Origin of the sequence: Pseudobutyrivibrio ruminis HUN009 (genome assembly GCF_000703005.1) — a bacterium.
Lineage (GTDB): Bacteria > Bacillota > Clostridia > Lachnospirales > Lachnospiraceae > Pseudobutyrivibrio > Pseudobutyrivibrio ruminis_A.
Genome location: NZ_JNLH01000001.1, coordinates 1,030,783 through 1,044,795, shown reverse-complemented (window position 1 = coordinate 1,044,795; position 14,013 = coordinate 1,030,783). Strand labels below are relative to the sequence as shown.

Genomic DNA, 14,013 nt, shown 5'->3' with positions numbered 1-14,013 from the left:
CGTTCTATGCTAGCCTGCCACCTTGCTGTCTGCGAAGTCTGCTCCCTTAGGTTTAATGTCAAATCCCATTCTTTCACCTGTCACTGGATGATTGAAACCAATGTGATATGAGCATAACGCAAGATTATGTCCTGTAGAAATTCCGCCGTATTTTACATCACCAACGATTGGCGCAGTTCTGCTGGCCAATTGGATGCGAATCTGATGATGTCTTCCGGTGAACAAATCAATATCAAGAAGCTTTTTGTCATCCCAGTGGTCCACTGCGCGATATCTAAGAATCGCTTTCTTGGCACGAGGATCTGACTCCTTTACTACCTTTGATAGATTTGTACGATTATCCTTTACTAAATAATCAACAAGCTCTCCTTCGTCCGGGAAGGATTCCCTGCTGATTATGGCATAGTACTTCTTACTAAAAATGTGGTCTGTAATCTGCTTTGTAAGCTTATTTGCAGCCTCAGATGTCTTAGCAAAAACCATAACTCCCTCTACAGGCTGATCCAGTCTGTGGACCACATGGGCAGTTGGCTTTTCATTTTTGGATGCGAGATAATTGTTTATCTCACTGACCATATCCTTTTCTCCGATGCTTTTTGTCTGTGTTGCCACTCCCGCTGGTTTGTAGCATACGAGAATGCTATCATCCTCAAAAATTATGTCCATGCATTATACCCCCCTTATTATTTGAGTCTTAATAGAATTTTAGCACTTTTCTGTATTCTTTCATAGATTTCGCAAAATTCTTACACTTTAAATCTGTAGCCTACGCCCCAGATTGTTTCGATGTACTGTGGCTTTGATGTGTTCAACTCAATCTTTTCGCGAATCTTATTAACATGCACTGTAACGGTAGAGATATCACCGATCGATTCTTCTCCCCAAAGGGTCTCAAAAAGCTGTTCCTTTGAGTAGATAACATTTGGATTCTCTGCAAGGAATGTAAGTAAATCAAATTCTTTTGCAGTAAATGTCTTTTCCTCGCCATTTATCCAAACACGACGACTAGCCTTGTCGATTCTAAGTCCACGAATGCTGATTTCATTTTTTTGAATAGCTGGCGACTGAACGAGGCGCTCATATCTTGCAAGATGAGCCTTTACTCTCGCTACAAGCTCACTTGGTGAAAATGGCTTTGTGATGTAGTCATCTGCACCGAGGCCAAGTCCTCTGATTTTGTCGATTTCTTCTTTTTTAGCTGTAACCATGAGAATAGGTACATTTTTAACCTCACGGATACGCTTGCAAAGCTCAAATCCGTCTACACCTGGAAGCATTAAATCCAGGATGTACATGTCGTAGTTGCCTGCCAAGGCCTTCTGCAAGCCCTTTTCTCCATCAGCTTCTATATCTACTTCGAAATTAGAAAGCTCTAGGTAATCTTTCTCAAGTTCTGCAATTGCTTCCTCATCTTCGATGATTAATATTCTACTCATTTACAACCTCCTCATTTTCAATGAATTTTCTAATGACGAAATACATTGTTGTACCTTCGTTTTCCTTGCTTGTAACCCAAATCTTGCCGCCATGGTCCTCGATAATTTTCTTTACTATTGAAAGACCAATTCCGCTACCACCGGCTGCAGAATTGCGTGATGTATCTGCTCTATAGAATCTATCAAAAACATATGGTAAATCATGTGTCGCAATTCCCTTGCCATTATCTGATATTTCCACTTGAACAAAATCACCAACATCCTTTATAACGATGCCAACGCGGGATGCCACATCTGCCCTCATGTATTTAACGGAGTTGCTGACAATGTTGTGAATGATACGACCAAGCTGCTCTGGGTCTGCAATTATCAAAACATCTGGATCCACAAAATTAGCATAATCAAGCCTGATGTGCTGGTTTTCAAGATCCATACCAAGCTCTTCAATGCAATCCTCAAAGTACGCTCTCAAGTTGAGCTTCTGGAAATTGTATGGAATCTTGTTGGTATCGATATTTGAATACAAGGTCAGCTCATTAATCAGCGTATTCATTTCATTGGCCTTGTTATATATTGTGCGAATGTATTTCTCCTGCTTTTCAGGAGTATCTGCAACACCATCAAGCATGCCTTCTGCATATCCTTTGATTGCAGTGATTGGGGTTTTAAGATCGTGAGCGATATTGGAAATCAATGCCCTCTGCTCTGCCTCATCCTCTAATCTATCCTTGGCATTATTCTTAAGGCGAACTCGCATATCTTCGAATGCATTGCAAAGCTCGCTCATTTCATCTGTGCCCTGGCTTGCTACGCTAAAATCAAGGTTGCCTTCTTTGATATTATTAGCTGCAAGCTTCAGCGTCTTCAGCTGTGGAGCGATTCCACGGTATATCCAAACAACCATAATAATTGCTGTCACTAGCAAAATAATAAATTCAGCCACACAGAAGTTGGTTACCAACTCGTCAAATTTACCAGCCTCATCCATATAATTCTTAAATGAGTGCATGATTTCGTTGGATATAATTTGCTCTTCAGTGGCCTCTAAAACGATTTTTTTCATTCCCAGCATCAAACTGCAGAACAATGCAACCGGAACAAGTGTGATAATGAAAAACGAAATAATAAGTCTGTTTTTTAGTTTCATAATACTTACCTCACAAAAATAGGCAGCCCCTAAGGACTGCCTAAATTATAACATAAGTGATTTATTAAAGATATTTCTTTAAAGCCTCTGCTTTGTCTGTTGCTTCCCATGGAAGCTTAACATCTGTACGGCCGAAGTGACCATAAGCTGCTGTTGGACGATAGATTGGACGACGAAGGTCGAGCATCTTGATGATTCCTGCTGGACGAAGATCGAAGTTCTCGCGAACGATTTCGATAATCTTTTCATCTGAAAGCTTTCCTGTGCCAAATGTATCTACCATAACTGATGTAGGTTCAGCAACACCGATAGCGTATGAAAGCTGAATCTCGCACTTATCTGCAAGACCTGCTGCTACGATGTTCTTTGCAACGTAACGTGCTGCATATGCACCTGAACGGTCTACCTTTGTGCAGTCCTTTCCTGAGAAAGCACCGCCGCCGTGACGAGCGTATCCACCGTATGTGTCTACGATAATCTTACGTCCTGTAAGACCTGCATCGCCATGAGGACCACCAATAACGAAACGTCCTGTTGGATTGATGTAGAACTTTGTCTTATCATCAATCATGTCCTTTGGAAGGACTGGATCGAATACGTATTTTTTGATGTCTTCGTGAATCTGTTCCTGAGTAACATCTTCATCATGCTGAGTAGATAAAACTACAGCCTCAAGTCTAACTGGCTTGCCAGCCTCGTCATACTCTACAGATACCTGTGTTTTGCCGTCTGGGCGAAGATAGCTAAGTGTGCCATCCTTGCGGACATTGGTAAGCTGAAGAGCAAGTCTATGAGCAAGAGAAATAGGATAAGGCATGAGTTCTTCTGTTTCGTTAGTAGCGTAACCGAACATCATACCCTGGTCACCAGCGCCTGTATCCAGGTCATCTGTAAGTGAGCCTTCCTTTGCCTCAAGAGCCTTGTCAACACCCATAGCAATGTCAGCGGATTGTTGATCAAGAGCGACCATAACAGCGCAAGAGTTTCCATCGATGCCTTTCTTTCCATCGTCATAACCGATTTCAAGAAGAGTCTTGCGTACAATAGCTGGAACATCAAGCTGTGCCTTTGTTGTGATTTCGCCTGTTACAAGAACGAATCCTGTACATGAAGCTGTCTCACAAGCAACACGGCTCATTGGATCTTCAGCTAGGCAAGCATCGAGGATGGCATCCGATATGGCATCACATACCTTATCTGGATGGCCTTCTGTTACTGACTCTGAAGTAAAAAGTAACTTTTCCATTTTTTGACTCTCTTTCTTAAAATAAAAAAATTAGTTGCCTAAGCCTATATAGTATAACGTCATATGGGAGTTTCAGCAATATACATATTTTTGTAACTGTCATCGTCTAAGTATTGCCTTGTAATCCCGAAATTGTATACGTATAATTATAATATATAATTATGAAAAATTAGAGGTAAAACAATGACACTAGCAGTAGACGAATTGAAGGCTGGTATGGTTGTAGCAGAACCTATCTTGACCAAGCGTGGCCAGACCATTTCAAAAGCTGGTGAAACGCTGACTAATCAGCTTATTGCCAAGCTCGCCTTCTACAAAATCGAAGCGGTTACTGTTGAAGACCCCGAGCCCGAACCAGAGCCTGAGCCTGAACCAGAACCTGAACCAGAACCAACGCCTGCTCCTGCTTCCGCTAAACCAGAATCAAGAGTAAGTGATCAAATCACCTATACTCAACGCCTGAAGGCTTCACCTAAGTTTCAGAAGTTCCAATCTGACTATGCGTTGAATATTGGTTATTTAAAAGAAAACTTTGAAGCTATTATCGCAGGAGGTGGTGCTGAATGCTCCGACCTCATGCTTGAAAACTGTGAGTCTCTTTTTAAATCAAAGACTTCACTTGAGCTTTTAGATATGCTTTCAAACATGCGTAACTTAGATGACCCAATTTACACTCACTCTTTGAACGTAGCCCTCATTTCCCGTTCAATCGGAAAATGGCTTCAGCTTCCAAAGAATGATTTGAACGTCCTTACACTTGCTGGTCTTCTTCATGATATTGGAAAGACACAGATACCAGAATCTATTCTGAACAAGCCTGGTAAGCTGACCGCAGAAGAATACGCCACAATGAAGACTCATCCTCTTCTTGGCAAAAAGCTTCTCAATAATAAGGGCTTTGATTCCAGAATCCTTTCCGCAGCTCTTCAGCATCATGAGCGAAGCGACGGTAGTGGCTATCCTAGAGGCCTTCTGGAAGATGAAATGGATGACTTCTCATGTATCGTTGCCATTGCTGATGTTTACGATGCAATGACTTGCGCCAGAGCACATCGTGATCCGCTTTGTTCATTCCAGGTTATTGCTGAGTTTGAAAAAGAAGGACTTCAGAAATATCACACTAAATACGTGCTCACATTCCTTGAGCGTATTGCCAACGCATACAGCAACAGCCGCATTATTCTTAATAATGCAAAAACAGGCCGCGTGGTTTACATCAATAAGAGCAACCTTTCACGACCTGTTATTCAAATGGACAACGGCGACATCATCAATCTCGCCGATTCTGTCAATAAAGATTTATATATTAAAGCTATTCTATAAAGGCTTCCTGTATTCTGTCTTTTAATCCAGAATATCTAGCAGCCTGGGATGTATTATCCACCATAGAATAAAATACATTTGCGTCGCCTACCATGGTGACGCATTTTTTTGCTCTAGTAATGGCTGTGTAGAGAATGTTTCTGTTCATCAGCATCTTCGGACCATCCATAACTGGCATTACAACTGCTGGATATTCAGAGCCCTGAGACTTGTGAATAGTAATGGCATATGCCAATTCCAACTCATCCAAGTTAGCAAATGGATAAACCACTTTTCTTTTTTCTTCGTATTCTACCGTGATGGTCTTAGCCCAATCGTTGATATCCTTGATGATTCCCACATCTCCATTAAAGACACCAACGCCCTTTTCGATGGTGATGTTGTAGCCACCAGTAACCTCCCACTCAAGCTGATAATCGTTGCGAATCTGCATGACCTTATCGCCCTCACGGAAAATACGAGTATCTCCTGACCACTCTTTTTTGTTAGGGGCAGGTGGATTTAGGAAATTCTGTAGGATACCATTTAATCGCTCTACACCAATCAATCCCTTTCTGGTAGGGGTGAGGACCTGTATCTCGCTGATGCCTGCATCTACGTATTTTGGCATTTTGTCTCTAACAAGAGTAAGCATGACATTGATGATTGTATCTGCATCGTCTCTCTTTAAAAAGAAGAAATCCTTTGATTTATTATCAAGCACAACATGCTCTCCCTGATGAATTTTGTGAGCATTTACGACGATGTCACTTTCCTGAGCCTGACGGAAAATCTTTTTTAATGTAACCGCTGTAAATCTTTCTGATGCCAAAATATCCTTTAAAACATTTCCCGGTCCTACACTTGGTAGCTGATTTTCATCACCAACCAGAATAAGTCTGGTGCCTGGTGAAATTGCCTTTAGCAGTGAATACATCAATGAAACATCTACCATGGACATCTCATCTATGATGATTACATCGCACTCCAAAGGATTCTCCTCGTTGCGGTCGAATCTTGCAAAGGATGTGACGCTATCATCGTCATTCATGTTGCCTGCAACCTCAAGCATACGGTGAATTGTTCTAGCTTCATAGCCTGTGGCTTCACTCATTCGCTTGGCTGCGCGACCTGTTGGCGCCCCCAAGAAGATATTGTAGCCCTGGTCCTCAAACAGCTTAATCATGGTGGTGATAGTTGTTGTTTTACCAGTACCTGGACCACCGGTAAGAACGAAAAATCCTCGCTCTGCCGCTGCAATTACAGCATTTTTCTGAAGCTCATCAAGCTCCACATTCTCCTCGATTTCGATTCTGCGGATAGTATTTGAAAGGTCTTCTTTATCAACCTTATATTTCACATCAAGCTCGCGAAGCATGCCGGCGATTGACTCTTCCATGCGATAGAATGCCTTTGAATACACCTGGCGATTTCCTTCAGAGTCTTTTTTTATAATTATCTTGCTATCCATGGCAAGGTTCATAATCTGGGCATCGATTGCGTCCTCATCTACCTTTAGCAAATCCTGGGACATACGATTGAGGGTCTCGATTGGTAGATAGGTGTGCCCCATTCCAGCGCCCTGGCCAAGGATATATTGTATTCCGCCCTTAATTCTGAATTCAGAATCCACCTTTATGCCAACTTGGCTTGCGATTTCATCTGCAGTTTTGAATCCGATTCCTGAGATTTCATCTGCAAGCTTGTATGGATTTGTCTGTATAACATTGTAGATTTCATTGCCGAAGCGATTGTAGATTTTGATAGCCTTATTGCCATGAAGACCATATTTATCAAGAAAAATGATGGCATTGCGGATATCCTTAGCTCCAACAATCTGGTCGGAAATTTCCATAGCCTTTGTGATGGAAATGCCCTTCACTTCTGCCAGGCGTTCAGGCTCATCCTCTATGATTCTGAATGTATCGGCACCGAACTTCTTTACAACTCTAGCAGCGAGCTTTGGACCGATACCCTTGATAGCTCCTGAGCCCAAATATCTTTCCATGGATAGCTCATCTGCCGGTGCCTCCACCTCATAGCTTGCCACCTTGAACTGCCTTCCGTAGGTTGGATGCTCCACAAATTCTCCTCTAAGAAGAAGATTTTCACCTTCTCCAATTACAGGAAAAAGTCCTGTACATGTGATCAAATCATCGTCTGCCACAAAGTCCAGAACTGTGTATCCATTATCTGTATTTCTAAAAATTATGTTTTCTACGTAACCCGTTAATTCTTCCATGGGTACAATAATAGCATAAAAAAACACCGCGTACTATATGTACGCGGTGGTCATTATGCTAAAACTTCTGTCACTTTTGACGCGTTTGTCTGTGCGATGTCTTCTGAAACTGTAGCTGCGTCAACACCTGCGGATTCTGTCTGAGCGCCTGTTGTTCCGGTAATTCCATAGTTGCGCATAATCTGCTCAACAAAATCATCTGTTACATCTCCACCGATTTGATCTACAAGCTGAGATGCAACCTCTGTGATTGCTTTGTCCATATACAAATCCTTGTACATCGACATGTTTGTGTCTTTGTTTTCTTTGTCTTCGTTTACGAAAGACTCCTTAACCTGCTTTACAACCTGCTCCATCATGTAAGTCTCGAAGCTTTTTACAGCCTCTTCGATTTCTTCTCTTGATGAATTCTGGGAAATATTGCCAATTGATTTGGCAGTTGTTTCCGCTGCTGCTTTTGCTTGGTTGGTGTATTGCGATTGCAAATACGTATTCATACTCGTTAAATCCATTTCTCAATCCCCCTATTAGATAGATTTGGCATCATCCGCATCCCCTCTTCTATCAACTAGTTAACCTCCGCTCCGCGTAGGCTTGTTACTTTATCTCTTAAGGTTATTAGCCTGCTCCAACATGGTGTCTGAAGTAGTAATTGCCTTTGAGTTCATTTCATATGCACGCTGTGAGATGATAAGGTTTACCATTTCATCTGCAACGTTGACATTTGAGCCTTCCAAATAGTTCTGGAGAACAGAGCTTCTGATAACTCCATTTGTATTCCATTCAGAAACTGGCTCACCAGAAGCTACAGTCTCATCATACAAGTTTTCACCGATTTTTGAAAGACCAACTCTGTTTGTAAACTGGTACAAAGCAATTGACTGGCCTGTGTTGGTGTATGTACCATCAGGATTTCTATATGAAATAGACGCATCGTCTGGATTTACAGTAAATCCATTTTCACCAGCTGTTGCAGGAAGTGTAATTGGCTTTCCTGCCTGATCAAGTACTTTATAGCCTTCAGCTGTAGTAAGGACCTTTGCACCAGTATTATCGATAGCCCATGTGAAGTTACCATTTCTGGTGTAGTGAGTCTCCTCACCATCCTGCACTGCAAAGAAACCTTCGCCTGTGATACACATTGCTGTATTGCTATCATTTGCAAGCTGTGGTCCCTGTGTAAAGTTTGAGTTGATTGAAGCAACTCTTGTTCCAAGACCAACCTGAGCGCTTGTAGGCTTTGCTTCACCCTCTGCGTTTGTGCTGGTTGCCTGGAGTGTCTGGTATAGTAAAGTCTTGAACTGTGTATTCTGAGCTTTATAAGATGTAGTGTTAACATTAGCAAGGTTGTTTGCAATTGTGTCTACTGATGTCTGCTGACTCTTCATTCCTGAAGCCGCAGCCCACAAAGATCTCATCATAAGCTAATTCCTCCTAGAATTTGGCCATTTATACTTGGCCTACTTGGTTGACGGTCTTATCTAATGTTTCGTCCTCAGTCTGAATCATTTTCTGGCCTGCCTCGTATGCTCTGGCTATGGTAATCATTGTAACCATTTCATCGACTACATTGACATTGGATGATTCCAAAACGCCCTGCTCTATGTAGCCATTTTCTGCTTCTATTATTTCTCCTCCATCAATAAGTGAATAGAGGTTTTCACCATATTTATTAATGTAATCGTAATCAGCTACATCCACTAATCCGATTGTATCGACTTCCTCACCATTCTGAGTGATGGTACCATCCTTCGATACTGCATATTCCAATGCTGGATCAATCTGTACGTAATAGTCCTCACCGTACTGTCCGGTAAGAGCTCCCTCCGAATTGAGAAGGTAATCTCCGTTGGATGTTCTGATATAACCATCTGTGTCTACTGTGAAAGCACCGTCTCTTGTGTACATAACAGATGTCTCACCAGCTTTGTTGGTGTAAGCAACTGCGAAGAATCCACTTCCTGCGACTGCTAAATCTGAAGGTTTATCGGTAATCTGGAATCCGCCCTGCTCCCAGTTTGTGTAAGTCTCGCCTACCTTTGTACCAAGAGAAATGTATCCGATTCCCTCTGGTCTGTTTGCAAGTGCTGATGTGTCCTTAATCTTGATTGCTAGGCGTTCGTCAAATGACTGTGCCACCATGCCTTCCTTTTTAAAGCCTGTAGTGTTGGAGTTGGCAAGGTTGTTAGTAATAGTATCAAGACGCTTCTGCTCATTAATCATGCCTGTATAGGCTGTATAGAGTCCTTTTACCATGGAGTCTCCCTTCTTTTAGACTTGGTTATAATACTCTCCATCTCTTTTATCGGTTTTCCGAAAAATAAAATTAACCCCTTTTATGGAAAAATAATTATTTTTCATAATCATTTTACCATATAAAGGGGTCAAACATTCAATATTATTTAATTAATCTCCTGCAAGAAGCTCTACATAGCGACCTGTACCGATAGCTACGCATGTCATTGCTTCGTCAGCAGTCATTGTGTTGATGCCTGTGCGGTCCTCGATGAGTTCCTCAAGACCACGAAGAAGTGCACCACCACCTGTAAGAACGATACCTCTGTCTGCAACATCGGCTGCAAGCTCTGGTGGAGTCTTCTCGAGAACTGAGTGAATAGCCTCAACAATCTGCATTGTAGATTCCTTGAGTGCTTCCTCTGTCTCCTCTGAAGAAACAGTAATTGTCTTTGGAAGACCTGAAACAAGGTTACGTCCTCTAACGTCCATAGTCTCTGCCTCGCCAAGTGGGAAGCAACGACCAATTTTAATCTTGATATCCTCGGCTGTACGCTCACCGATAAGAAGATTATGCTTCTTTCTCATGTAACGAACGATAGCTTCGTCGAAGTCATCACCAGCAACCTTGATAGATGTGCTGACAACTGAGCTACCAAGTGAGATAACAGCGATATCTGCTGTACCACCACCGATATCTACGATCATATTTCCCATAGGAAGTGAGATGTCGATACCAGCACCAATAGCTGCTGCGATAGGCTCCTCGATAATAGAAACCTCACGAGCGCCTGCTGCGAAAGCTGCATCCTCAACGGCACGCTTCTCTACCTCTGTAGCGCCAGAAGGAACACAAACAGCAATACGAGGCTTACGATAGCTCTTCTTGCCCATTGCCTTCTGAACGAAGTACTTAATCATTTTCTCTGTAACTGTGTAGTCAGAGATAACGCCCTGACGAAGTGGACGAACTGCCACAATATTTCCAGGAGTACGTCCAATCATGAGACGTGCCTCCTCGCCGATTTCCTTAATCTTGTTAGTATCTCTATCAAAAGCCACAACTGAAGGCTCTTTTAAAACAACGCCCTTGCCCTTTGCATATACAAGAACGCTTGCTGTACCCAAATCAATTCCGATATCTGATGCTGCCATGTTATTATCCTTTCTAATTCTAATCTATTCTACTGCCTTATCGGCAGAATTGCGCATTTTCACGTTTCTATTATATACGAATTATTTCATTATTCAAGTATTTCTAATCTCCCTTTTGCCAGTTACGCATACAAGCCTTAGTATTACTTCGTCGCGAGATTGGCTCCTTAAGTAATACTAAGAGCTAGTCTGCTACTGGCATCCGAGTAATAAAAAAGCCAGCGTAAAACGCTGGCGTATTTCTCGGGGAGTGCGACCAAAGTCTCCTTCGGTCGCTGAGTTATGAAAAATTTGGTATTAGCTTTCCGCTAGTACATGAAGTAATATACAGTGCTTATGTGATGGCTATGTGAAGTTTTGTGAAAAAATGTAACCTATTGCCAATCTTCCTCACCTCAATAAACATGCGGTTTTATATATATTCTTTGAGATATTGACCTGTATAACTCTTTTTCACTTTAACGATGTCTTCAGGTGTTCCCTTGGCAATTACTGTTCCCCCGCGGTCACCTCCGTCTGGGCCCATGTCAATTATGTAGTCTGCACACTTAATAACATCAAGATTGTGCTCGATTACAACAACTGTATTTCCAGAATCAGAAAGCTTACGCAGAATCTCAACAAGCTTGTTTACATCGTCAAAATGAAGACCTGTAGTTGGCTCATCTAGGATGTAGATTGTTTTGCCTGTTGCTCTTCGTGAAAGCTCTGTGGCAAGCTTGATACGCTGAGCCTCACCACCTGAAAGTGTTGTACTTGGCTGACCAAGCTTGATGTAGCCAAGTCCTACATCATACAATGCCTGAATTTTGTTGAGGATACTAGGAACATTTTTAAAGAATTCCACAGCCTCTTCAACTGTCATATCAAGCACATCGTAAATTGTCTTTCCTTTATAATGTACCTCTAGAGTTTCGCGATTGTATCTCTTACCACCGCATACCTCGCAAGGAACATAAACATCTGGAAGGAAGTGCATCTCAATTTTAATGATACCGTCTCCGGAGCAAGCCTCGCATCGGCCTCCCTTTACATTGAAAGAGAATCTTCCTTTATTATATCCGCGCTCCTTTGCCTCGGTTGTGCCGGCAAACAGATCTCGAATCAAATCAAACACACCTGTGTATGTGGCAGGGTTTGAACGAGGTGTACGTCCAATTGGAGACTGGTCGATATCGATAACCTTATCAAGTGCCTCTGTGCCGATGATATCGTCGTGCTTTCCAGAAACCTTTCTTGCTCGATTCAGGCGCTTCGCCAAATCCTTGTAAAGAATCTCATTTACAAGGGAGCTCTTTCCCGAGCCAGAAACACCCGTAACAACTGTCATGATTCCCAGTGGAATATCAACGTCGATGTTTTTAAGGTTGTGCTCGCGGGCGCCCTTGATTGTGAGCCAGCCCTTTGGCTTGCGGCGCTCCTTTGGAACAGGGATGCAAAGCTTTCCGCTAAGGTACTGGCCTGTGATGGAATCCGGACATGCCATGATTTCCTCTGGTGTACCAGCTGCAATAACTTCTCCACCGTCCTTGCCGGCGCGAGGTCCGATATCCACAATATAATCCGCTGCTCGCATTGTATCTGCATCGTGCTCAACAACAATCAGCGTATTTCCAAGGTCTCTAAGGCCTTTCAGGGATGCTAATAACTTGTCGTTATCTTTTTGATGAAGACCGATTGATGGCTCATCAAGGATGTAGGCAACGCCAACAAGTCCCGAACCAATCTGTGTTGCAAGACGGATTCGCTGGGCCTCTCCACCTGAAAGTGTGGCAGTGGCACGGCTAAGTGTAAGGTAATCCAATCCAACATCCACCATGAATTTCAAACGAGCCTTGATTTCCTTCAAAACAACAGCACCAATCTTCTTCTGCTGCTCTGTAAGATTGAGACTGTCAATCATTTCGTACAATTCACGAACAGGATACTGAGTCATTTCGAAAATGTTTTTATCATCCAGAGTAACAGCAAGGGATTCCTTCTTCAAACGCTGACCATGACAGCATGGACAATCACTGTAGAACATGAACTCCTCGTACTCTTTCTTTGCTGACTCTGAATATGTCTCTTTATATCTGCGGCTAACGTTTTCGATAAGGCCTTCGAATACGGTAGGGTACACTCCGCGGCCTCGTTGGCCTTCGTAATAAACATCTACTGACTTGTCGAATCCATGGATGAACATGTGGCGAATCTTCTCTGGAAGCTCCTTGTATGGAGTGTCCAGTGAAAACTTGTATTCCTTTGCAAGCGCCTCAAGCAAAGCATGAGCAAAGCTTGTGGACTTGTTGGATGACTGCCAGCCGATAACCTGAACTGCCCCCTCATTGAAGGAAAGGCTCTTGTCAGGAATCATTAAGTCCTCGTCAAATTCCATCTTGTATCCAAGACCGAAGCACTCTGGGCAGGCACCAAATGGATTGTTGAAGGAGAAGCTTCGTGGCTCCACCTCGTCAATGCTGATTCCGCAATCAGGACATGAAAATCCCTCAGAAAAGTTGATTGGTTCTCCATCGATAACATCAACAATCATCAGGCCCTCTGCTAGCTTGAGCACTGCTTCGATTGAATCTGTAAGACGCTTTTCGATACCTTCTTTTATAACAAGTCGGTCAACAACGATTTCAATGTTGTGCTTTATATTTTTATCAAGCTTTATCTCTTCAGATAAATCGTATACATTTCCATCAACGTTTACACGAACATAACCCGATTTCTTTGCCTTTTCAAAAAGCTTTTCATGTGTACCCTTACGGCCTCTGACAACTGGTGCAAGAAGCTGAATCTTTGTACGCTCTGGAAGTGCCATAATGGCATCAACCATCTGGTCTACAGTCTGTTTGCTGATTGGCTTGCCGCAATTTGGACAATGAGGCACGCCGCATCGAGCATATAACAGACGCAAGTAGTCGTAAATCTCTGTAACTGTGCCGACTGTAGAACGTGGGTTGTGGTTGGTGCTCTTCTGATCAATTGAGATGGCAGGTGGCATACCTTCCATGTGCTCTACATTTGGCTTTTCCATCTGGCCAAGGAATTGGCGCGCGTAGGAAGAAAGAGACTCCATGTAACGGCGCTGTCCCTCGGCAAAAATTGTATCGAATGCCAACGAAGATTTACCTGAGCCTGATAATCCTGTGAGAACAACAAATTCATCACGAGGAATATCCAGACTAATATTTTTCAGATTATGCTCGTTGGCGCCCTTTATTTTAATGTATTTTCTTTCTTTCATTATAATTTCCTCTTA

11 protein-coding genes are annotated in these 14,013 nt (G+C 42.6%); 1 reads left to right on the top strand and 10 read right to left on the bottom strand.

Translation table 11 applies throughout. From position 1 onward, the window contains the following. Nucleotides 1–9: 9 nt before the first annotated feature. From BO15_RS0104670 to metK, 4 genes are all read right to left on the bottom strand, one after another. Nucleotides 10–666 (bottom strand): RluA family pseudouridine synthase, encoded by a 657-nt coding sequence (locus BO15_RS0104670; RefSeq protein ID WP_033152831.1) that lies wholly within the window; start codon nt 664–666, stop codon nt 10–12. Nucleotides 667–746: 80 nt separating this feature from the next. Then, complete coding sequence (locus tag BO15_RS0104665; protein WP_033152829.1) at nt 747–1,436, bottom strand: response regulator transcription factor; 690 nt, start codon at nt 1,434–1,436, stop codon at nt 747–749. Further along, nucleotides 1,429–2,583: a sensor histidine kinase gene (locus BO15_RS0104660; RefSeq protein ID WP_033152826.1), complete on the bottom strand. Its 1,155-nt coding sequence runs from the start codon at nt 2,581–2,583 to the stop codon at nt 1,429–1,431. Before BO15_RS0104660 ends, BO15_RS0104665 begins: the two co-directional genes overlap by 8 nt. 64 nt (nt 2,584–2,647) lie before the next feature. Next, nucleotides 2,648–3,829: a methionine adenosyltransferase gene (metK, locus tag BO15_RS0104655; RefSeq protein ID WP_033152825.1), complete on the bottom strand. Its 1,182-nt coding sequence runs from the start codon at nt 3,827–3,829 to the stop codon at nt 2,648–2,650. 183 nt (nt 3,830–4,012) lie between these two features. Between metK and BO15_RS0104650 the strand changes: the two genes are divergently transcribed. Beyond that, nucleotides 4,013–5,152, top strand: coding sequence for an HD-GYP domain-containing protein (locus BO15_RS0104650; protein WP_033152824.1), 1,140 nt, complete (start codon nt 4,013–4,015; stop codon nt 5,150–5,152). On the opposite strand, the gene BO15_RS0104645 is transcribed toward BO15_RS0104650, so the two are convergent. The 6 genes from BO15_RS0104645 to uvrA all read right to left on the bottom strand — a co-directional run bounded on the left by BO15_RS0104645 (nt 5,142) and on the right by uvrA (nt 13,998). Next, the gene (locus BO15_RS0104645; RefSeq protein WP_033152823.1) at nt 5,142–7,373 is read right to left on the bottom strand and encodes an ATP-dependent RecD-like DNA helicase; all 2,232 of its coding nucleotides are present in this window, start codon (nt 7,371–7,373) and stop codon (nt 5,142–5,144) included. The genes BO15_RS0104650 and BO15_RS0104645 overlap by 11 nt on opposite strands. Before the next feature lie 53 nt (nt 7,374–7,426). Next, nucleotides 7,427–7,885: a hypothetical protein gene (locus BO15_RS0104640; RefSeq protein WP_033152822.1), complete on the bottom strand. Its 459-nt coding sequence runs from the start codon at nt 7,883–7,885 to the stop codon at nt 7,427–7,429. Nucleotides 7,886–7,975: 90 nt separating this feature from the next. Beyond that, a complete protein-coding gene (locus BO15_RS0104635) occupies nt 7,976–8,794 on the bottom strand; it encodes a flagellar hook-basal body protein (RefSeq protein ID WP_033152821.1) in 819 nt (272 codons plus the stop codon). 28 nt (nt 8,795–8,822) lie between these two features. After that, nucleotides 8,823–9,629, bottom strand: a complete 807-nt coding sequence (locus tag BO15_RS0104630) for a flagellar hook-basal body protein (protein ID WP_033152820.1) — start codon at nt 9,627–9,629, stop codon at nt 8,823–8,825. Between the two features lie 150 nt (nt 9,630–9,779). Beyond that, a complete protein-coding gene (locus BO15_RS0104625) occupies nt 9,780–10,763 on the bottom strand; it encodes a rod shape-determining protein (protein WP_033152819.1) in 984 nt (327 codons plus the stop codon). Nucleotides 10,764–11,175: 412 nt separating this feature from the next. Further along, a complete protein-coding gene (gene uvrA / locus BO15_RS0104620) occupies nt 11,176–13,998 on the bottom strand; it encodes an excinuclease ABC subunit UvrA (RefSeq protein ID WP_033152818.1) in 2,823 nt (940 codons plus the stop codon). Nucleotides 13,999–14,013 lie beyond the last annotated feature (15 nt).